This is a genomic window from Campylobacter sp. IFREMER_LSEM_CL1846, assembly GCF_025772105.1.
GTDB classification, from domain to species: Bacteria; Campylobacterota; Campylobacteria; order Campylobacterales; family Campylobacteraceae; genus Campylobacter_D; species Campylobacter_D lari_D.
Map to the genome: position 1 here is coordinate 83,382 of NZ_JAKMRM010000001.1, position 20,076 is coordinate 103,457.

Sequence of the window (20,076 nt, forward strand, 5' to 3'; positions counted from 1 at the left end):
AAAGCATCAAGATTAGCATGAATAGCAAGTTTTAAACTCATATGCAGTTGGTCTAGCTTCTACAGGCCATACTTGGGTTTCAAATTTCATATGTTGATAATCATCAATAAATACATCACTCATAACAGGCTTTAAGAAGGCATTTTTTCTAATGAGTGCTTCCAAAGATCCTCTTAAAGTGTGAGGTAATTGCTCTATACCTTTTTCTCTAATTTCATCTAGGGTTAGTGCAAATAAATTTTCATCCATAGGACCTACCGGTATGGTTTTATTTTTAATACCATCAAGTCCTGCCATAAGCAGGCTTGTAAAAGCTAGGTAAGGATTGGAAGTGCTATCAGGAAATCTTATTTCAACTCTTGCGCTTTTTTCATTAATACCATAAGGCACGCGACAACTTGCAGAGCGATTTTGGCAAGAATAAGTTAGTATGCAAGGTGCTTCAAAACCTGGAACTATTCTTTTATAAGAATTTGAACTAGGATTGGTAAATGCAGCAACACTTCTTGCATTAGCTAAAATTCCACCGATGTAATTAATCGCATATTCACTTAATTTTCCATATCCTTCTTTATCATAAAATAAATTTACTCCATCTTTCCAAAGGCTCATATGCACATGCATACCACTTCCATTATCTCCATAGAGTGGTTTTGGCATAAAGGTCGCTGTTTTTCCATTTAAATGCGCTACCATTTTAACTACATATTTATAAATTTGTACATTATCAGCAGCTTCAACTAAATTCCCAAATTCTACACCAATCTCAGCTTGTCCTTGTGCTACTTCATGATGATGTACGAAAGTTTTTAAACCAACTCTTTCTAAAACTTGTACCATTTCAGCTCTAATATCCACACTAGAATCAATAGGACTTACAGGAAAATATCCACCTTTATTTCTTGGGCGATGTCCACTATTGTAACTATCTGTAAAATCTTTATTATCATTCCATTCACCTTCTTCAGTATCTACTTCATATTTTGCACAGTGAGAAGAATCAACTATTTTTACATTATCAAAAATAAAAAATTCATTTTCAGGACCAAAATAAGCAGTATCAGCGATATTGCTTGTGCTTAAGTGTTGCATTGCTTTTTTAGCAATACTTCTTGGACATTTTTCATACATTTGATCTTTGTAAATATCATATACATCGCAAATTACTATGATAGTAGGATCAGCTGTAAAAGGATCTAAAAACGCACTTTCCACATCAGGTTTTAAAATCATATCTGATTTTTCTATAGGCTGCCAACCATGCAAAGAGCTTGCGTCAAAAGGAATTCCGTTTTCAAAGGTTTTATCATCAATTGCTTTTATATTATAAGTGATGTGATGCCAAGTGCCTATCATATCAGTAAATCTAAAATCAACAAATAAAACTTCATGTTCTTGACAATAACTAAAAAACTCATCAATGCTATTTACAAATTTACCCATTTTTTCTCCTTTTTATTTTTTGGGTTTTTTAATTTATTTTATAGATTGTAGTATATTTTTTTAAATTAAGTTTAAATTAATATTTTTTTATAATCAAATTAAAAAAAAGATTATTTTGTGTAAAAAAATAATTAATTGGTAAAATTAATGTTGATTTATATTTTTTTGTAATATAATCTCGCATTAGTTTTTTTATTAAAAAAGGTGTAACAATGACTCAAGAAGAATTAGATGCTTTAATGAATGGCACTGAAGACTTAGATCTTGATTCTGTAGAAGAAACAGAAGAAAAACCAGATACAGATTATGAAGATGAGGAAAAAAATAAGCAAATTGTCAATGATATGATTAATGGTGATTATAAAGCAAGAGCGGATATGGCTTGGCCACCACCACCACCTAGTAAAGAACATAAAGTTGTACATCAACTTGATGATGTTACAAGAGATAGTGAAATAAAAGCCACAGAGATGATGGAAAAATTAGAAGCTATTAACGATTTTTTTGCAAATTCTGAGAGTGATCTTTGTGTAATCAGTGATGCTTTAAATAAAAATATAGAAATTTTTGAAAAATTAAATGCAAAATTTCCTAATGTGGTAAGCTTTAAAGAAGCTATTGAGATAAATAACAATGCTAAAAATATCATAGATGAGATTACAGGTTGTTTGCAAACTGGACAAGATGAAGTTATGATGGCAATGGATGCTATGCAATATCAAGATATTCATCGTCAAAAAATTGAGCGTGTTATTAACGTTATGAGAGCTTTAAGTAGATATATGAGTAGTTTGTTTGAAGGTAAAATTGATGATGAAAAACGCGTGGGATCTGCTGTGCATATCGAAGGAGATACAACTGCAGATGTTGTAAGTAATGATGATATTGAGGCATTAATTGCAAGTTTAGGAAAAAAATGATTATTCCTGAAATAGTAGCTCCTGCAGGTAATTTTACAAAATTAAAAATAGCTTTAGCTTATGGAGCTGATGCTGTTTATGCAGGAGTGAGTAATTTTTCACTAAGAGCAAGAACTGCTAGAGATTTTAATTATGAAACTTTTAAAGAAGCTATTGAGTACACGCATGCAAAAGGAAAAAAAATTTATGTAACGATTAATGGATTTCATTTTAGCTCACAAATTGAAGGTTTGAAAAGGCATATTTTAAAATTAAAAGAAATGAAACCCGATGCTTTTATAGTAGCTTCTGTAGGTGCTATGCGTTTGGTTAAAGAGCTTGCACCTGAAATCAATCTTCATGTATCAACCCAAGCTAATATTTTAAATTACTTAGACGCTCAAGTTTATAAAGATATGGGAGCTAAGCGTGTTGTTATAGCAAGGGAACTTGGTTTAAAAGATGCAAAAGATTTGAAAAATAATTGTGACATAGAACTTGAAAGTTTTGTCCATGGTTCTATGTGTTTTGCGTATTCTGGCAGATGTTTGATAAGCTCAGTGCAAAGTGGACGCATGAGCAATCGTGGATCATGTGCAAATGATTGTAGATTTAACTATGAACTTTATGCAAAGAACCCAGAAACTAATACACTTTTTAGACTTGAAGAAGATGAGAATGGCACGCATGTGTTTAATTCTAAAGATTTAAATTTAAGCTCGTATATTCAAAAAATTATGCAAGAAGATTGCATTCATGCTTTTAAAATAGAAGGAAGAACGAAAAGTGAGTATTATGTAGCTTTGACTACAAGAACTTATAAAATGGCAGTGCAAGATGTGTTGCAAAATACTTTTGATGCGGCTAAGTATGAAAAAGAAATTCATACTTTAAAACACAGAGGTTTTACAGATGGATATTTAGTTTCAAGAGCTTATGAAAAAACCGATTCAATAAATCATAATACAAGCATAGAAGAAGGAACCCATCAAGTGCATGCTATTAGCGAAGATGGTGAATTTTTTAAATGTAAGGGTAAGATAGAATTAAACAAAGAATATGAAATTCTAGCTCCGGTTGATTCTAATATAGAATTAGGGGAAAATAAACTAGGTTTAGTATATGAAAATGAAGGAAAAAAATTCATAGTGTTTAAACAATTGTTAGCAAAAAACAATAAAGAATTTAGTGAAATTCATAGTGGTAATGAAAATGAAATTACTTTGCCGTTTAAACTTCCAGAATTTAGCTTTTTAAGAAGGAGTGTTGAATGAAATTTGTTTCCATATTGATGGGAAGTAAGAGTGATTATGATATAGTAAAAGAAGCTTTAGGAATTTTGGAAAAATTTGATGTTAAATATGAAATCTTGATCACTTCAGCTCATAGAAGCCCTCAAAGAACCCAAGAATACATCAAAAATGCTGAAGAAAAAGGCGCAAAAGTATTTATTGCTGCAGCGGGTATGGCAGCTCATTTAGCAGGAGCTGTTGCAGCACATACAACAAAACCTGTTTTAGGTATACCTATGCCAGGAAGTAATTTAGCTAGCATGGATTCTTTATTTTCTACTGTGCAAATGCCAAGTGGAATTCCTGTAGCAACTGTGGCTATAGGTAAAGCAGGGGCTATTAATGCAGCTTATTTGGCAGTACAAATTTTAGCAATAGAAGATGAGTCTTTAGCGCAAAAATTATTAGAAGATAGACAAAAACAACAAGAAAAATTAATCCAAGATTCTAATACAATCGAAGTTTTTCTTTAAGGAGCGTATATGCAAACTTACTTGGAATTAAAAGAATTTTGTCAGTTAGTTCATTTATCCGAAGATGTTGTAAAAGGAATGATGGCAAATGGTGCTTTAAATTTCAAAGAAGAAGAAGGTAAAATTTATATAGAAGCTAATCAAGGTACTTTTAGTGTAGTTCCTTCAAGTTCAAAGCAACCTGCTATGGTAAATTCTATGACCTTGGCAGGAGAAAGTTTTGTAGAAAAAACTATAGGGACTATTTTAAATTTACATGAAAAAGTTCTTGATGCTAAGGATGAAACCTTAGAAGCTTTAAAGGGTGAAAATAAATTTTTAAAAGATGCTCTTTATTCTATGCAAGAGCTTTATGATGAGGATAGAAAAACTATAGAAAATCTTAACGAGCAACTTAAATATGCGCGCAATGAAGTTGAATTTCTAAAAAGAAAATATAAAATGATGTGGAATAAAACAGTGGAATTATATGCAAATTCGCCTGAGAAGTCTGAAGAATTAAAGGAAGAAAAATGACTTTTTCTCAAATGATTTTAAATTTACAAGAATTTTGGCAAAAGCAAGGTTGTGCTATTATGCAACCTTATGATTTTCCAGCAGGTGCAGGGACTTTTCACCCGGCAACTTTTTTAAGAAGTTTAGGTAAAAAACCTTGGGCGGCTGCTTATGTAGCACCAAGTAGAAGACCAACTGATGGAAGATATGGTGAAAATCCTAATAGGTTGGGTGCTTATTATCAATTTCAAGTTTTAATTAAACCAAGTCCTGATAATATCCAAGAATTATATTTAAAAAGTTTAGAAAATTTAGGCTTTGATTTGAAATCACATGATATTCGTTTTGTTGAAGATAATTGGGAAAGTCCAAGTTTAGGTGCTTGGGGTTTGGGCTGGGAAGTTTGGCTTGATGGTATGGAAGTTACACAATTTACTTATTTTCAACAAGTTGGTGGTATAAGCGTAGATTTAGTTAGTGCTGAAATTACTTATGGCTTGGAAAGACTTGCAATGTATTTACAAGATGTAGATAATGTATATGACATAGTTTGGAATGAATTTAACGGCGAAAAAATTACCTATAAAGATGTTCATAAGCAAGGTGAGTTTGAATTTAGTAAATATAATTTTGAAGTAAGTGATGTAAAAACTTTAAATATACAATTTGAAAATGCTTACAATGAGTGTAAAAATGCATTAGATGCAAAACTTGCTTTACCGGCATATGATTATTGTATGTTAGCAGCACATACTTTTAACTTGCTTGATGCAAGAGGAGCTATTTCAGTAACTCAAAGACAAGATTTTATGCTTAAAATTAGAGAATTATCTAAAAATTGTGCTTTAGTATATAAAGAAAGTTTAGATGAAAATTAAAGAAATTTATGATTATTTAGATACTATTAGTCCATTTAATACGCAAAGTTCATGGGACAATAGTGGTTTATTGCTTGGAAATTTCGATCAAGACATAAATAAGATTTATCTTGCGCTTGATGTAGATATGCATTTAATTGAAAATGCAAGCGAAAATTCACTTTTTATAGTCCATCATCCTTTAATTTTTAAAGGTTTGAAGAATTTAAGTGGAGTGCTTTATCCGCAAAATCTTCTTACAAAAATGATACAAAAAAATATAGCCTTGATTGCTATGCATACAAATTTTGATTTAAGTCATTTAAATACTTATTTTACTAGCGAAATTTTGGGTTTTAAGATCAAAGAACAAAATGAATTTTTGATCTATTGTGATGTAGATTTTCAATTAGATACATTAGTTGATCATGTTAAAAAGTGTTTAAAACTTAATCATATTAGGGTTGTTAATGCTCATCAAGAAAAAATAAAAACTTTAGCAATATGTACAGGCAGTGGTGGAGATTTGATTTCTAGTGTAAAAGCAGATTGTTTTTTAAGTGGGGATTTTAAGTATCATCAGGCCTTAGAAAGTTATCATAATAAACTCAATTTGATTGATATAGGTCACTATGAAAGTGAGTCATACTTTGGTGAAATTTTAGCAAAAGATTTGCAAAAATTTCATTTAGAAGTTATAATATCAGTTTCAAAAAATCCATTTCAATATTTTTAAGGAAAAAATCAATGAATAAATATTTAGAACAACTTATAGCTTTATCGCAAATTGATAAAGAGTTAGATGGTTTTGCAAATAAAGTAGAAGATGCTACAAAGGATTTAAAAGAAAAGCGTAATTTGCTTGATAAAACTGAAGAAGAAATTGCAGGTTTTGAAAAAGATATTAAAGATATAGAAAATCAAAAAATACAAAACAATAACCATATTGCAGAATTTGGTGTGAAAATTAAAGAAATAGCCAAAAAAAGTGCTGCAGTGAAAACTGAAAAAGAAGCAAATGCTTTAAAAATCGAAGAAGATATAGCTAAAGAGCAACTTGATGCAGCAAATGAAGAGATAGAAAGATTAGATAAAATTTTAGAAAACAAAGAAAAATTTATACAAGAATTGCAAACTAAGAGAACTGAACTTGAAAATGAAGTGGATCAAATAGATGCTCAAACAAAAGTTGTATTAGTTGATATTGAAAAAGAAAGATTAGAGATTTATGATAAAAAAGTAAAGCTGGTTGGCGAAATAAATCAAAAAGTTTTAACTTTTTATGAGAAAATTAGAAAATGGGCGGGAAATAGTGCTGTAGTTCCTGTGAAAAAACATGCTTGTTATGGCTGTTTTATGAGAATTTATGATAAAACTTATTTAGCAGTTTTAAAAGGTGATGAAATCGTAACTTGTCCGCATTGCGGAAGAATTTTATATAAAGAAAAAGAAGAAAATCAAAATTGATTTTTTTTTATTACATTTTTGCTGTGATTATATATGTAATCGCAGTTCCTTTTTTGTTGATTTTAAGTTTTTGTAAAGAAAAATATAAAGCGTCTTTAAAATCTAGATTTTTTCTTTATAAAAACTTAAAACAAGAACAAGGGGATATATATTTTCATGCTTGCTCCTTTGGGGAGATTAAAAGCATTGTTCCCTTAATAAAACTTTTTCCAACTTGTAAAATTTCAACTATCACGCAAACCGGATTTAATGAAGCTTTAAGACATTCTAAAAAAGTAAATTTTTTACCATTTGAAATTTTTATACCATTTTGGATGAAACCTTGCAAAGTTTTGATTATTTTTGAAGCAGAGCTTTGGCTTATGCTTGTATTGATGGCTAAATTTTATAATGCAAAAGTTATTTTATTAAATGCTAGGATTAGTGATAGATCTTTAAAAAACTACAAGCGTTTTAGCTTTTTTTATCGTTTGATTTTTAAATATATTGATGTTGTGTTTGCGCAAAGTCAAAAAGACAAAGAAAGGTTAGAGTGTTTGGGTGCTAAAAATGTTGCAGCATATAAAAATATCAAAGCATATATAAAACAAGAACAAGTGAAAAATTATTCAAAACCTAAGGCTAGGGTTATTATATTTGCTAGTACGCATGAAAATGAAGAATTATTATTGCTTAATGAGATTAAACTAGAAGAAAATGATAGATTAATTATCGCTCCAAGACATCCGGAGCGTTTTGGCGAGGTTGAGGGGATTTTAAAAGATTTTTGCCAAAAAAATCATTATAATATGCAAAAATTTTCAGACTTTACTTTAAGTGAAAATGATTTTGCAAATTTTTTTAAGACCAAGTGCTTATTACTAGATACTTTGGGTGAGCTAGAAAGTTTTTATAAGATTAGTGATGTGGTTTTTTTATGCGGCTCTTTTGTAAATAATATAGGCGGGCATAATCCTATAGAGGCAGCTAGATGGAATAATGTTATTATCTCAGGGAAATATTATTTTAATCAAGAAAGTTTATATCAAGAAGTTGATGATTTGTATATTTGTGAGAGTGTAAAAGATATAAATGATTTTTTAAAGCAAAAATTATCACAAGCACGAGTCAAAGAGCAAAATGATTTAAATGAAGTTATATTAAGTATAAAAGAAGGTTTAGATGCAAGAAAAAGCTTATAAATTGCTTGCAATGCAAGAAAAAATTTCCAATAATGCAGCAAAAGATTTGATTGATAAAGGTTGTGTTTTTGCTATGGGAAAAAAGGTTGTTATAGCTAGAGCTTTGATGAGCTCAAAAACAAGATTTGTCGTGCAAAAAATAAAAAAAGCAAAAATACTTTTTGAAGATGATAAAATCATAGCTTTAAATAAGCCTTATGGGGAAATTAGCGAGAATTTAGAAGGTGTTTATAATGCTAAATTAATTAACAGGCTTGATAAAGAAACAAGCGGGGTTTTGCTTTTAAGCAAAGATGAGGAATTTAGACTAAAATGCATTCAAGAGTATAAAAAACAAAATGTTCATAAAAGCTATTTAGCTATTGTCGATGGAGTAATTGCTGAAGAACTTGAAATTTGTGAAAAAATAACTACTATAAAAAATAAATCCGGAGCTTTTAGTAAAATCGATAAATTTGGCTTAGAAGCTCATACTCAGGTTATACCTTTAATGGTAAATGCAAAAAAAACTTTAATAAAAGCAGTCATTAAAACAGGTAGAACACATCAAATCAGAGTGCATTTAAATCATATAAAACATGGTATTATTGGCGATGAAAAATATGCAAAAAATAGCTCTTCTAGAATGTATTTGCATTCTTATGAAACGCATATTTTTGATTATCAATTTAAAGCTTTACTTGATGAGAGTTTTAATGCTTATGGTTTTGAAATAAAAAATTTAAATTTTTAAAGGCGTTTAAAGCTAAAAGGGTTTATAATTTAGCTTTTTAAAATTTTAATAAAGGGAAAATAAAGTGTTTGAAATAGTTAGTGAGTCATTTAAATCCGCGGTTAATAAACTTCGTTTTGTTGATGATGAAAAAGCTTTAAAAAATGCTCTTGACACTTTAAAAAAAGCCCTTTTAAAAGCAGATGTACATCATAAAGTTACAAAAGAATTACTCACTTTAGTAGAAAATGATGTAAAAACTAATGGCATAGGCCAAAAGCAATTTTTAGACTCAATTAAGAAAAATTTAGAAGAAATTCTTAGTGTTAAAGGTAAAAATCAAGGTTTTGTATTTGCTAGTAAGCCACCTACGGTTGTTTTGATGTGCGGTTTGCAAGGTGGTGGTAAAACTACTACTACGGTAAAAATTGCTAATTACTTAAAACTAAGAAATAAAAAAGTATTAATTGCTGCATGTGATTTGCAAAGATTAGCTGCGGTAGAGCAATTAAGACAACTCACTCAAGCTAATGAGCTTGATTTATTTTTCATAGAAAATGAAAGTAATCCTTTAAATGTAGCTAAACAAGCTTTAGAAAAAGCAAAAAATTCTATGTATGATGTTTTGCTTGTAGATACTGCCGGCCGTTTGGCAATTGATATAGCTTTGATGAATGAGCTTAAAGAAGTAAAAGCTATTTTAAATCCTGATGAAGTATTTTATGTAGCTGATGCTATGAGTGGTCAAGATGGAGTTAAAACAGCAAGTAGCTTTAATGAAGCTTTAGAAATCACTGGGGTTATTTTAAGTAAATTTGATGCAGATACTAAAGGTGGTGTTGCGCTAGGTACAGCTAAACAAATTGGTGTGCCTTTAAGATTTATTGGTGTTGGTGAGAAAGTAGCTGATTTAGAAGTATTTATCCCTGATAGGATTGTTAATCGTATCATGGGTGAAGGTGATTTGGCGACTTTGGCTGAAAAAACTGCCGCTATTATAGATGAAAAAGAAGCAAAAAAACTTAATAAAAAAATCAAAAAAGGTGAATTTAATTTCAATGACTTTTTAAATCAAATGGAAAGTGTTAAAAAACTTGGTAGTATGAAATCAATCATTGGTATGATACCTGGTTTATCATCTATGGCAGCAAATATTAAAGATATTGATTTGGATAATTCTAAAGAAATTATTCATATTAAAGCAATGATTTCATCAATGACGCCAAAAGAAAGAGAAAATCCTGATTTATTAAACAACGCAAGAAAGCGTCGTATTGCAGAGGGTGCTGGTTTATCTCAAATGGAAGTAAATCGCTTTTTAAAACAATTTAGTAATGCGGCTAAGTTGGCAAAAAAATTTTCAAACAAAAAAGGAATGGAAAATTTTATGAATATGTTGCAGCAAGCTAAAAGACCGCAATAATTAAAGCTTTTTTATGGATATATGAGTTAAAATATCTATAACAAAATTTTAATTTTTTTAGGAGTATTAAAATGACGGTAATTAGACTTACAAAAATGGGACGCAAAAAAAGACCATTTTATCGTATAGTTGTAACTGATAGTAGAAAAAGACGCGATGGTAGTTGGATAGAAAGCATTGGATATTATAATCCTATGGTTGAACCTGAAGTAGTAAAATTTGATGCTGAGCGTTTAGCTTATTGGAAGAGCGTAGGTGCTAAATTAAGCGATAGAGTAGCAGCTATTACAAGCAAATAAAAATGGTTGAAAATTTTTTAAGAGAATACGCAAAATTAATTGTTGATTTTCCTGAAAAAGTTGATATACAAAAACAAAATTTAGAAAACAATTTTGCTGAAATTATCATTTATGTTGATCCGACTGATACTGGTAAGTTGATCGGAAAAAATGGGAAATTAATCAACGCAATAAAAACAGTTATTATGGCTTATAAAGTTAAAGATGCAACTTCATATCGTATAACGGTAAAAGCTATTGAAGAATGATTTGGTCCAAGTTGCTAAACTTGGGAAAAGTGTTGGTTTGAAAGGTTATGTAAAATTACATAATTTAAGTGATTTTTATGAGCAGTTTAAAGCAGGTGCTAAATTTTTTGATGGTAATCAAAAAATTTACACCATAAAAGCTTTCGATAAAACAAGATCTTTGGTTTTATTTGAAGATTTTGAGAATTTAGAATCTGCAAAAAAACTAACTAATATTACACTATTTCAAAGCATAAAAACTACAAAAGAAACTTGTAAGTTAAAAAAAGATGAGTATTTTTATTTTGATATTATAGGCTGTGAAATTTTTGAAAATAAACAAAAATTAGGTGTAGTTGAAGATATTTTAGAAAATGGAGCTGGATTTTTATTCTGTATAAAATGCGATGAAAAACTACAGACAAAGGTTAAAAACTTTTATATTCCTTATGTTGATAAATATATTCAAAAAGTTGATATAGAAAATAAAAAAATATTCACACAATCTGCTTTAGATATTTTAGAAAATTCATGAAATATACTTTTGTAAGTTTATTCCCAGAGCTTATTGAGCCTTATTTTAAAACTTCTATTTTGGCAAGGGCAAAAGAAAAAGGAATTTTAGAATTTGATTTTGTTAATCCTAGAAATTTTACTACAAATAAACATCTAAAAGTAGATGATTATAAAATAGGCGGTGGTGCGGGACTTTTATTACAAGCTCAGCCTTTATATGATTGTTTAACGCATATTAAAAGCCAAGATAAAAATACGCATTTTATTTTTCTTTTACCATGTGCTAAAACTTTTAAGCAAATAGATGCTAAAAGATTAAGCGTCAAAGAGCATATTTGTTTTGTATGTAGTAGATATGAGGGTTTAGATGAGCGTATTGTGGAAGAATTTGCTAATGAAGTGTTTTCTATAGGAGATTTTATACTTACAGGTGGAGAGTTGGCATCTTTGGTGATGTGTGATGCTATTAGTAGAAATATTCAAGATGTTCTTGGAAATAGTGAAAGTTTAAGTGAAGAAAGTTTTGAAAATGATTTATTAGAAGCACCATCATTTTCTAAGCCATTTGTTTTTGAAAAGGAAAATAAAAAATTTTATGTTCCTTCAGAGTTTTTAAAGGGAAATCACGCTAAAATCACAGCTTTAAAAACTACTTTGGCGTCTTGCAAAACGAAATATTTTCGTCCTGATTTGTATCAAAAGCATGAACGCAAATTTTAAGGAATATCGTTATGAAAAATAAATACATTGAGCAATTTGAGCAAAAACAAATTGAAGGTAAAAATGTTCCAGAATTTCGTGCTGGAGATACTTTAAGACTTGCTATTCGCATTAAAGAAGGCGATAAAACAAGAATTCAAAATTTTGAAGGTATTTGTATAGCGCGTAGAGGAAATGGTGTAGATGAAACTTTCATTGTGCGTAAAATAGGCGCTAACAATGTAGGTGTTGAAAGAATTTTCCCTATTTATAGTGAAAGTTTAGAAAGTATTACAGTATTAAGAAGAGGTTGTGTACGCCGTGCTAGATTATTCTATTTAAGAGATAGAAGAGGTAAGGCTGCTCGTATTAAAGAACTTAAAAAATAAAATGAAATTTAGAACTCAAATGCATGAAGTAATTTCTTGGAAACAAGAAATTGAAAATGGCATAAATATATCTAAAAAAATAGAAAATGCTTATGCTAAGGAAATATGCATAAATATGTCAAAGGATAGCTTTATGAAAGATCATAAAGCACCTTTTGATATTACTATACAAGTATTAAAAGGCTCTATTGATTTTGGAGTTTTAAATCAGCAAATTCTACTTAAATCTTTAGATAGCATTAGTTTGAAAGCTAATGAAATTCATAATCTTTTAGCACTAGAAGATTCTATAGTGCGTTTAACTCTATATAAACAAGATAGCTTTGAACGCGTTGAGAGCGTTTTGAAATCTTAATTTAAGTCTCATTTTGTATAATTTTAGCTTACTTAAAATTAGGAAGTTAAGCTATGAAATGGATTAAAGATTCTTGGAAAAATTATAAAATTCAGCAACAGCCGCAATATCCTGATGAAAATGAATTACAAGATGTTGTTAAAAAATTAGAAAAATTACCACCACTTGTTTTTGCAGGTGAGGTAGATAAGTTAAAAAAATCCCTTGCTAAGGTTGTAAATTCTCAAGCATTTTTACTCCAAGGAGGAGATTGTGCAGAGAGTTTTGTAAATTTTGGCGCTGATAATATAAGAGATATGTTTAAAGTTATGCTTCAAATGGCCATAGTACTTACTTTTGCAGGATCTTGTCCTATTGTTAAAGTAGGGCGTGTTGCAGGACAATTTGCAAAGCCAAGAAGTAGTGATTTTGAAGAAGTAGATGGAGTAACACTTCCAAGTTATCGTGGGGATATTATTAATGGTTTTGAATTTAATGAAAAATCAAGAATAGCCGATCCTAAAAGAATGCTAGAAGCGTATTATCAAAGTGCTACAACTTTAAATTTATTAAGAGCTTTTTCAAGAGGTGGTTTAGCGGATTTAAGAGTAGTGCATAAGTGGAATTTGGGTTTTTTAAAAAAAGCAGAGCTTGGGAAAAAATATAATGAACTTAGTGAAAAAATCACTCAAGCTTTAGCTTTTATGCAAGCTTGTGGTATCACTGATACCCCAAATCTTTCTCAAACAGTCTTTTATACTTCTCATGAAGCCTTGCTTTTGCCTTATGAAGAAGCTTTAACTAGAGTAGATAGTTTAAGCGGGGAAATTTATGATTGTTCAGCACATATGCTTTGGATAGGTGAGCGTACTAGAAAAGCAGATGAAGCACATGTGCATTTTTTAAGTGGAGTAAAAAATCCACTCGGTGTTAAGCTTAGTGCTAATTATGATTTAGATGAAATAAAAAAGCTAGTAAGTATTTTAAATCCGCATAATGAAGCAGGAAGATTAAATTTCATCATCCGTATGGGATGTGATAAGATAGAAAATGCCTTGCCAAAATTATTTAAAGAGTTAAAACAAGAAGGGTTTAATATACTTTATAGCATAGATCCTATGCATGCAAATACGGTTAAATCAGGTAATTTTAAAACAAGAGAATTTGATAAAATTATTCAAGAAGTGCGTGCGTTTTTTGAGATAGCTATGAGTGAAGGAGTGTATCCTGGTGGGGTACATTTGGAAATGACAGGGCAAAATGTAACAGAATGTGTAGGAGGCTCTTTAAATATCACTCAAGAAGAACTTTCTAAACGCTATGAAACACAATGTGATCCAAGATTAAATGCTGACCAAGCTTTAGAATTAGCATTTATCATAGCAGACTTAGTGAAAAAGGCAAGAAGATGTTAAAATTTTATGGTATTAAAAATTGTAATAGTGTTAAAAAAGCTATGGATTATTTAAATTCTAAGCAAATTGAATTTGAATTTTTAGACATTAAAAAGCTAGATGAAGAAACTTTGGATTTTTGGCTTAGCAAAAGGAGTGTTTTAGAGCTTGTAAATACAGCGGGTATGAGTGCTAGAAAATTAGGGTTAAATAAAGAAAAACTTCAAAATTTAAACCAAGATGAAATTAAAGTGATGATTTTGCAAAACCCAACGCTTATAAAACGCCCATTAATTGTAAAAGATGATGAAGTTTTTATAGCTAAAGAGTATGAGAGTTTTTAAAATGCTAGAGTGAAAAACTCTAGCATTTAGGAGTTTCTCAAAAAATATTTTTTTTAGAATTTGTATTTAAAACCTACTTGACCACTTACATAAGTTTCATTTTTACCATCTGTTTTACCAGCTAGTATTTGTTTAGCTCCAACACCTGCATTTAGGCTAAATTGCTCACTAATATCTACATTTCCACCTATGATGATTTGTCCATAAGTTTTTTTCTTATCATCGCTTTTTACGCTAGGTAGCGCCACTCCATTTAAACTCGCTACATAATCATCTCCATTATTCATTACATATTGTTCTATTTTTGGAGTGATAAATAAATATGATGTTTCGCTCATATATTTTCTAAATTCAGCACCAAGTTCTAAAGAAATAGAATTATTACTAGCGCTATTGACATCTTTTCCTGCAATTCCATTTTCTTTATAGCTTGGGGTATATGCATAGTAGTAGTTTGCTCCGGCAAAAGGTTTGATAAATAAGGTATTATTACTAAAATCAAAAATATATCCCATGTTAGCACTCAAACCAAGGAATTTTCTATTAAAGTCAGCACTATTTGTAGTGTTAAATCCTCTATTTACAATATCTTGATCTGTTGGAGAAATTTGAGCATAAGCCTTAACATTAACTTCTACCTTTGGACTTATATGGATATTAGAATAAGCACCAAATTGGAAATTATCTGATTTTTGGGTTAAAAGATTATCTTTTATTTCAGCGTTTGCATAAGTAAAATAAGCACCAATAATAACATCATCGTTAATTTTTCTATCCATACCTATAGTGGCTCCATATAAAGCACCACTATCTCCATCTATGATGTTTGCACCGCCTATTACATTACCCCAAATGCTGTTATTATAATTATCAATATAATTTCCTCTATAATCATTAGTAGCAAATCTTATTTGAGATAATTTTGTAGCGTAATTTCCATAAGGATTATTTAACATAGCTACACGAGAACCTATAGATACATCATTTGATACATTGATAGTTGAGTTTATACCTGATGAGGCTTGATTTACATTTGAGATAGATTTAGCTGAATCTTTTATATCATTTGCTACTTGTTCCCCGACTTTATCAAATTTAATACTACCTATTGCATTTAAATCTCCACCAATTTTAAGTCCATCTAAAATTTTAGAAACAAAGTCTTTGTTAGAAGCTGAAACACTAGAATCGTTTTTAATGTAATCATCATTAGAGATTATTCCACTTCCAGCATTGCTAATCATATCTTGAATTTGTTTTATTTGCTCATTAATTTTTGCAATAGCTTTATCAATTTTTTCTATATTAACACCTTCATCATCTTTGGCATCTTTTAAATCAGTTTTAATTAATTCTAGATATTTTTTATCGCTTTCTAGAATCATCTTATTGTTATTTACATTTTCATTTGCACCACCACTAATTAAAAGCTTATTATCTTTTGTAGAAAGTTCATATTCAACAAAATCTTTTACATCCATAGCTCTTACAACTTCATAATCAAGTCCTAAGTCTTTGTTGCTCATACCAACAATGCTTTCAAAATTTTTACTTATGTTTACACTAGCTTTGTTTGAGCTTGTTATATCTTCATTAAACCCTTCACTTGCACTCATAAAAACATAATTATTTAAAGCTAAATCACCAAAACTTGTTGTTCCTATGGAAAAGTTTGAATTTGTGATATTTGCTTTACCATTTACTTGTATGTGGTTTTGACTTTTATTACCACCTATGGTAAATAGAGTAGATTTATCTGCTGTAAAATTTCCATTTACTTCAAGAGAGCCTTGTAGGCCATGCCCATCAGCGATTAAAATAGCTGAAGATTTTATATCATCTAAAATACCCTCTGCAGGATTAGATGAACCTTTTATGCTAAAATCTCCATTTACGATGGATTTTCCATCTAAGCTTTGAAATATCACATCTGTTGCCTCAGTTTTTTTAGCATTAATGGTATAGTTTGTTACATAACTAGCACCTTCGGAGGTATTTTTAAAACTAAGATTATTAGAATTTAAGTTAATATTTACTCTTGAGAGATCTTTATATTCATCATTAACTATATCATTAGCTAGGTCTGTCATTGTGAGATTTATAGTTAAGTCTTGATTGGTATGTTCTTGTTTTAGATTGAAATTTTGACCATCACTGGTTTCAAAATAATTTTTCATAGTGTCATCTGTTATGGTAATTTCTTGTGTTAAGATAGCATTGCTTAATAAAGCACTAATACCAACTCCCATTAAAACTTTACTTGTGTAATAAGAAAGTTTCATTTGATTACTCCTTGTAAATTTAAATTGAAAAAAGCATTATACCCCCCCCCTAAATTTAAGTTTAAAGTAAATGAAAAAAAATATAAATATTAGATTATTGCAAAGTAAGAAAGTTTTTAAGTAGCTTTTTGCCATTTTGACTCAGTATGGCTTCAGGGTGGAATTGAACTCCATAAATATCGTATTTTTTATGTTTTAAAGTCATGATGATATTATCTTCACTATGGGCTAAAATTTCACATTTTTTACCTATATGATTAACATAAAGAGAGTGATATAAACAAATTTTAAAATTTTGTTTAAGATTTTTAAAAAGTGGGTTTGGTTTGAATTTTATAGTTTTTACCTTACCATGAGTTGGGTTTGGAAGTTTAGAAATTTTACCACCAAAAACATGTGCTATACATTGGTGTCCTAGACAAATTCCAAGAATTTTTTTATCTTTTTTAAAATATTTTATAGCTTTTAAACTTAACTTTGATTTTTTTGGAGAATTTGGTCCAGGGGAGATTAGAAGATGGGTAAAATCATATTTTTTAAGCTTTTTTGGATTTTTAAATTTATCGTTTTTAATAATTTTATAAGCAATGTTTAATTCTTTTAAATAAAAGGCTATGGTGTAGGTAAAAGAATCATAATTATCTATAATCAAAACTTTCACAAAAATACCTTTTTTAAGCCTCTTAAAGAATTAATAGCATAAATTTCTTTAGCATTTAAAAGCTCATCTTTAGTGATATCTTTTTCTTTGATGAGCTTGTGTTTTAAGAGTGTTTGTCTATAAATACCATTTAGGCAGTTTTTAGCATAAGGGGTAAAATACTCATCATTTAAATTTATAATAATGTTACTTCTTGAACCCTCACAAAGTATGCCTTTTTCATCAAAAAAAACTATGTCATAGCAAATATTTTCTTTCCATAGATAAGAATTTGCTTCATATAAACTACGCAGAGAAGTTTTATGGTGTGTTAAAAGATTTACTTTTATGATGTCTTTACTTATGAGTAGTTTTTTGCTTGAATTTTCTTGTATATTGCTAAAATCAAACTCATAGAGGCCATTTTCAAAAAGTTTTAATTTAATAGCCTTTGAGCCTTTTTGAGTAAAATTACTTTTTGTAAAAAAATGATGATGATTGAAAACAAAATTGTTAAAATTTTGTAAAGATTTAAAATGGAATTTTTTATCTTTACTCTCTAGTATATTTTTAAAATCATGTTTTAATCTTTGAGTATCAAAGCCAAAAAAATTAGCTGAGTTTAAAATTCTTGTCAAATGTTCTTTGAAAAATAAAATAGAATGATTTTTATAATACATTGTTTCAAATAAATAAAAGTTAGGTTTTAAAATTTTACTTTTTAGTTTTAATTCTTCAAATTCATCTTGTTTTTGTGAGTCCCACACAAGTCCGCTTCCTACACCATATCTTAAAAAATCATCATTATTTTTTTTCTCTAAAGTGCGTATGGCTACGCTAAATTTTGCTTTATCTTTATGGATTAAGCCTATCGCTCCACAATAAATCCCGCGTTTTCTTTGCTCTAAATTTTCTATGAGTTTAATAGTTTCTATTTTGGGTGCACCTGTGATAGATCCACATGGAAAAAGGGCTTTGAAAATTTTAAAATAATCATTTTCTTGTTTTAATTTCCCACTTATTTTTGAAATGAGTTGGTGTAAGGTAGGGTAGGTTTTAACCTTAAAAAGTTCGCATTTTAAAGAATGTTTTTTGATGAGTTTTGAAATATCATTGCGTAATAAATCAACTATCATTACATTTTCACTAATAGTTTTTTCATCGCATTTTAAAAAGTTTTTTAGACTTTCATCTTCTTTTGGATTATTTGAGCGTTTGATTGTGCCTTTCATGGGTTTTGTGATGATTTTTTTATTTTTGATTTTAAAAAAAAGTTCAGGTGAAAATGAAGCCAATTCTAAAAATTCATTTTTCATATAAGCTTTATAGGGTGTATTTTGCTTAGGATAAAGGCTTAAAAAACTCTCATACACATTAAGATTTGATTGTAAATGTAGTTCTTGAGTAAGATTAACTTGATAACTTTGACCTTTAGCTATGGCTTCTTTGACTTTGTCAAAGTTTTCAAAATACTTTTCTTGGTTTAAATTGGATGAAAAACTTGGATAAAAGTCTAAATTTTTTTCTTCGTTTGTAAAGATTTTTTTTGATTTAAAAGCAAAAAAATATAAAAAAGGCTCTTTGCTTTTATAATTTTTATCTTCTAGATATTTATAGAATTCATATTGAATATAGCCTAAAAAATAATATTGATTTTTATATTTTTCTATGATTTTAAAAGCTTTTTTACTTTCTTTTTGAGTGTGAGCTTTAAGAGTGAAGACAAGATCATCATAAAGGTATTTTCCAAATATAGCAAATGCCATTTAAAATCTTTGATTTAGAAAAATACAAATAAAGCTAATAATACACATATTTTTGCTCTAAATTGCTAAGTTAAAAAGCTTTTGACGAGATTTTGTATAAGCAAATTCCATCCATCTACCAAAACAAAAATAAGCAATTTAAAAGGCATGGAAATCATAACAGGTGGTAACATCATCATACCCATAGCCATTAGCACTGAGCTTACTACCATATCAATAACTAAAAATGGCAAGAAAAGCAAAAAGCCTATTTCAAAAGCAGTTTTGAGTTCACTTATCATAAAAGCAGGCACTAAAACCGTTAAAGGAACATCATCTATGGTTTTTGGATTTTCTAAATTTCTGATCCTATAAAAAAGTGCTAAGTCTTTTTCTCTGGTATTTTTTAACATGAAATCTTTAAAAGGTTTAACGCCTTTAGCAAAGGCTTCTTCATAGCCTATTTGTTCAGCAATATAGGGTTTTATGCCTTCATTGTATGATTTTGTAGCAACAGGTTCCATAATAAAAAAAGTTAAAATCAAAGCTAGTGTCGCTAAGATAGTATTTGGAGGCATGGTTTGTGTGCCAAGAGCAGTTCTTAGAAAAGAAAAAACTACTATAAGTCTTAAAAATGAAGTCATTACAAAGATGATAGTTGGAGCAAGTGCTAGTATAGTTAAAACTATAATTATATTTAAAGTTGTTACGAGCTGTTGAGGGCTATTTGGGGCACTAAGGCTTAAATTTACAGTTGGTATAGTTGCTTCAGCGCCAAAAAGAGCTAGGCTTGATAAAAATAAAACTAGTAAAACCCTCAAAATATTTCCTTGGTTAAAATTAAAAGCATTATTTTAGCAATTTTACTCTTAAAAATGCAATTTATATGATTGAATTAATGGTTTATTTTTAAAATGCTAGAGTGAAAAACTCTAGCATTTAGGAGTTTCTCAAAAAATATTTTT

General features: G+C 29.3%; 23 protein-coding genes. 18 read left to right on the forward strand and 5 right to left on the reverse strand.

Translation table 11 applies throughout. The annotated features are described in order from the left end of the window. Positions 1–12 precede the first annotated feature (12 nt). On the reverse strand, positions 13–1,443 hold the full coding sequence (glnA, locus tag L8W40_RS00425; RefSeq protein ID WP_263664393.1) for a type I glutamate--ammonia ligase: 1,431 nt from the start codon (positions 1,441–1,443) through the stop codon (positions 13–15). Positions 1,444–1,655: 212 nt separating this feature from the next. On the opposite strand from glnA, the gene L8W40_RS00430 reads away from it, so the two are divergent. The 18 genes from L8W40_RS00430 to L8W40_RS00515 all read left to right on the forward strand — a co-directional run bounded on the left by L8W40_RS00430 (position 1,656) and on the right by L8W40_RS00515 (position 14,444). Continuing rightward, positions 1,656–2,363: a protein phosphatase CheZ gene (locus tag L8W40_RS00430; RefSeq protein ID WP_263659057.1), complete on the forward strand. Its 708-nt coding sequence runs from the start codon at positions 1,656–1,658 to the stop codon at positions 2,361–2,363. Then, a complete protein-coding gene (locus L8W40_RS00435) occupies positions 2,360–3,616 on the forward strand; it encodes a peptidase U32 family protein (protein WP_263664394.1) in 1,257 nt (418 codons plus the stop codon). The genes L8W40_RS00430 and L8W40_RS00435 overlap by 4 nt, the downstream gene beginning before the upstream one ends. Beyond that, a complete protein-coding gene (gene purE / locus L8W40_RS00440) occupies positions 3,613–4,107 on the forward strand; it encodes a 5-(carboxyamino)imidazole ribonucleotide mutase (protein WP_039618602.1) in 495 nt (164 codons plus the stop codon). Before L8W40_RS00435 ends, purE begins: the two co-directional genes overlap by 4 nt. A 9-nt stretch (positions 4,108–4,116) precedes the next feature. Next, entirely contained in the window at positions 4,117–4,623 is a 507-nt protein-coding gene (locus L8W40_RS00445; RefSeq protein ID WP_220566839.1) for a DUF3972 domain-containing protein, read from the forward strand. Then, on the forward strand, positions 4,620–5,480 hold the full coding sequence (glyQ, locus tag L8W40_RS00450) for a glycine--tRNA ligase subunit alpha (RefSeq protein WP_263664395.1): 861 nt from the start codon (positions 4,620–4,622) through the stop codon (positions 5,478–5,480). The genes L8W40_RS00445 and glyQ overlap by 4 nt, the downstream gene beginning before the upstream one ends. Further along, complete coding sequence (locus tag L8W40_RS00455; RefSeq protein ID WP_258107573.1) at positions 5,470–6,195, forward strand: Nif3-like dinuclear metal center hexameric protein; 726 nt, start codon at positions 5,470–5,472, stop codon at positions 6,193–6,195. The genes glyQ and L8W40_RS00455 overlap by 11 nt, the downstream gene beginning before the upstream one ends. A gap of 11 nt (positions 6,196–6,206) precedes the next feature. Then, positions 6,207–6,926 (forward strand): zinc ribbon domain-containing protein, encoded by a 720-nt coding sequence (locus tag L8W40_RS00460; protein WP_133318747.1) that lies wholly within the window; start codon positions 6,207–6,209, stop codon positions 6,924–6,926. Then, complete coding sequence (gene waaA, locus L8W40_RS00465; RefSeq protein WP_263664396.1) at positions 6,923–8,107, forward strand: lipid IV(A) 3-deoxy-D-manno-octulosonic acid transferase; 1,185 nt, start codon at positions 6,923–6,925, stop codon at positions 8,105–8,107. Before L8W40_RS00460 ends, waaA begins: the two co-directional genes overlap by 4 nt. After that, entirely contained in the window at positions 8,088–8,840 is a 753-nt protein-coding gene (locus L8W40_RS00470) for a pseudouridine synthase family protein (protein ID WP_263660109.1), read from the forward strand. Before waaA ends, L8W40_RS00470 begins: the two co-directional genes overlap by 20 nt. A gap of 64 nt (positions 8,841–8,904) precedes the next feature. Then, complete coding sequence (gene ffh / locus L8W40_RS00475; RefSeq protein WP_263664397.1) at positions 8,905–10,242, forward strand: signal recognition particle protein; 1,338 nt, start codon at positions 8,905–8,907, stop codon at positions 10,240–10,242. Positions 10,243–10,313: 71 nt separating this feature from the next. Continuing rightward, positions 10,314–10,541 (forward strand): 30S ribosomal protein S16, encoded by a 228-nt coding sequence (rpsP, locus tag L8W40_RS00480; protein WP_012661702.1) that lies wholly within the window; start codon positions 10,314–10,316, stop codon positions 10,539–10,541. A 2-nt stretch (positions 10,542–10,543) separates the two neighbouring features. Next, the gene (locus L8W40_RS00485) at positions 10,544–10,789 is read left to right on the forward strand and encodes a KH domain-containing protein (protein ID WP_043019956.1); all 246 of its coding nucleotides are present in this window, start codon (positions 10,544–10,546) and stop codon (positions 10,787–10,789) included. Continuing rightward, positions 10,779–11,303, forward strand: coding sequence for a ribosome maturation factor RimM (rimM, locus tag L8W40_RS00490; protein WP_263664398.1), 525 nt, complete (start codon positions 10,779–10,781; stop codon positions 11,301–11,303). Before L8W40_RS00485 ends, rimM begins: the two co-directional genes overlap by 11 nt. Then, positions 11,300–12,004 (forward strand): tRNA (guanosine(37)-N1)-methyltransferase TrmD, encoded by a 705-nt coding sequence (gene trmD, locus L8W40_RS00495; protein ID WP_133318752.1) that lies wholly within the window; start codon positions 11,300–11,302, stop codon positions 12,002–12,004. Before rimM ends, trmD begins: the two co-directional genes overlap by 4 nt. Before the next feature lie 11 nt (positions 12,005–12,015). Beyond that, a complete protein-coding gene (gene rplS / locus L8W40_RS00500; RefSeq protein ID WP_263664399.1) occupies positions 12,016–12,372 on the forward strand; it encodes a 50S ribosomal protein L19 in 357 nt (118 codons plus the stop codon). A 1-nt stretch (position 12,373) separates the two neighbouring features. After that, positions 12,374–12,727 (forward strand): cupin domain-containing protein, encoded by a 354-nt coding sequence (locus L8W40_RS00505; RefSeq protein ID WP_263664400.1) that lies wholly within the window; start codon positions 12,374–12,376, stop codon positions 12,725–12,727. Between the two features lie 53 nt (positions 12,728–12,780). Further along, positions 12,781–14,121, forward strand: a complete 1,341-nt coding sequence (locus L8W40_RS00510; protein WP_263664401.1) for a class II 3-deoxy-7-phosphoheptulonate synthase — start codon at positions 12,781–12,783, stop codon at positions 14,119–14,121. Continuing rightward, a complete protein-coding gene (locus L8W40_RS00515; protein ID WP_220725370.1) occupies positions 14,115–14,444 on the forward strand; it encodes a Spx/MgsR family RNA polymerase-binding regulatory protein in 330 nt (109 codons plus the stop codon). The genes L8W40_RS00510 and L8W40_RS00515 overlap by 7 nt, the downstream gene beginning before the upstream one ends. A gap of 53 nt (positions 14,445–14,497) precedes the next feature. Here L8W40_RS00515 and L8W40_RS00520 read toward each other — a convergent pair whose 3' ends face one another. The 4 genes from L8W40_RS00520 to fliP form a co-directional block, all read right to left on the reverse strand. Then, on the reverse strand, positions 14,498–16,726 hold the full coding sequence (locus L8W40_RS00520; protein WP_263664402.1) for an autotransporter outer membrane beta-barrel domain-containing protein: 2,229 nt from the start codon (positions 16,724–16,726) through the stop codon (positions 14,498–14,500). Positions 16,727–16,820: 94 nt separating this feature from the next. Continuing rightward, a complete protein-coding gene (locus L8W40_RS00525) occupies positions 16,821–17,387 on the reverse strand; it encodes an anthranilate synthase component II (protein ID WP_263664403.1) in 567 nt (188 codons plus the stop codon). Beyond that, a complete protein-coding gene (locus L8W40_RS00530; RefSeq protein WP_263664404.1) occupies positions 17,384–19,132 on the reverse strand; it encodes a bifunctional anthranilate synthase component I family protein/class IV aminotransferase in 1,749 nt (582 codons plus the stop codon). The genes L8W40_RS00525 and L8W40_RS00530 overlap by 4 nt, the downstream gene beginning before the upstream one ends. Before the next feature lie 65 nt (positions 19,133–19,197). Then, positions 19,198–19,932 (reverse strand): flagellar type III secretion system pore protein FliP, encoded by a 735-nt coding sequence (gene fliP / locus L8W40_RS00535; protein WP_133318758.1) that lies wholly within the window; start codon positions 19,930–19,932, stop codon positions 19,198–19,200. Between the last annotated feature and the right edge of the window lie 144 nt (positions 19,933–20,076).

What these genes read in the sequence shown, in the direction of transcription:
- glnA (WP_263664393.1), bottom strand. Translation starts at nt 1,443, where the DNA reads ATGGGTAAATTTGTAAATAGCATTGATGAGTTTTTTAGTTATTGTCAA.
- L8W40_RS00430 (WP_263659057.1), top strand. Translation starts at nt 1,656, where the DNA reads ATGACTCAAGAAGAATTAGATGCTTTAATGAATGGCACTGAAGACTTA.
- L8W40_RS00435 (WP_263664394.1), top strand. Translation starts at nt 2,360, where the DNA reads ATGATTATTCCTGAAATAGTAGCTCCTGCAGGTAATTTTACAAAATTA.
- purE (WP_039618602.1), top strand. Translation starts at nt 3,613, where the DNA reads ATGAAATTTGTTTCCATATTGATGGGAAGTAAGAGTGATTATGATATA.
- L8W40_RS00445 (WP_220566839.1), top strand. Translation starts at nt 4,117, where the DNA reads ATGCAAACTTACTTGGAATTAAAAGAATTTTGTCAGTTAGTTCATTTA.
- glyQ (WP_263664395.1), top strand. Translation starts at nt 4,620, where the DNA reads ATGACTTTTTCTCAAATGATTTTAAATTTACAAGAATTTTGGCAAAAG.
- L8W40_RS00455 (WP_258107573.1), top strand. Translation starts at nt 5,470, where the DNA reads ATGAAAATTAAAGAAATTTATGATTATTTAGATACTATTAGTCCATTT.
- L8W40_RS00460 (WP_133318747.1), top strand. Translation starts at nt 6,207, where the DNA reads ATGAATAAATATTTAGAACAACTTATAGCTTTATCGCAAATTGATAAA.
- L8W40_RS00470 (WP_263660109.1), top strand. Translation starts at nt 8,088, where the DNA reads ATGCAAGAAAAAGCTTATAAATTGCTTGCAATGCAAGAAAAAATTTCC.
- rpsP (WP_012661702.1), top strand. Translation starts at nt 10,314, where the DNA reads ATGACGGTAATTAGACTTACAAAAATGGGACGCAAAAAAAGACCATTT.
- L8W40_RS00485 (WP_043019956.1), top strand. Translation starts at nt 10,544, where the DNA reads ATGGTTGAAAATTTTTTAAGAGAATACGCAAAATTAATTGTTGATTTT.
- trmD (WP_133318752.1), top strand. Translation starts at nt 11,300, where the DNA reads ATGAAATATACTTTTGTAAGTTTATTCCCAGAGCTTATTGAGCCTTAT.
- rplS (WP_263664399.1), top strand. Translation starts at nt 12,016, where the DNA reads ATGAAAAATAAATACATTGAGCAATTTGAGCAAAAACAAATTGAAGGT.
- L8W40_RS00505 (WP_263664400.1), top strand. Translation starts at nt 12,374, where the DNA reads ATGAAATTTAGAACTCAAATGCATGAAGTAATTTCTTGGAAACAAGAA.
- L8W40_RS00510 (WP_263664401.1), top strand. Translation starts at nt 12,781, where the DNA reads ATGAAATGGATTAAAGATTCTTGGAAAAATTATAAAATTCAGCAACAG.
- L8W40_RS00515 (WP_220725370.1), top strand. Translation starts at nt 14,115, where the DNA reads ATGTTAAAATTTTATGGTATTAAAAATTGTAATAGTGTTAAAAAAGCT.
- L8W40_RS00520 (WP_263664402.1), bottom strand. Translation starts at nt 16,726, where the DNA reads ATGAAACTTTCTTATTACACAAGTAAAGTTTTAATGGGAGTTGGTATT.
- L8W40_RS00530 (WP_263664404.1), bottom strand. Translation starts at nt 19,132, where the DNA reads ATGGCATTTGCTATATTTGGAAAATACCTTTATGATGATCTTGTCTTC.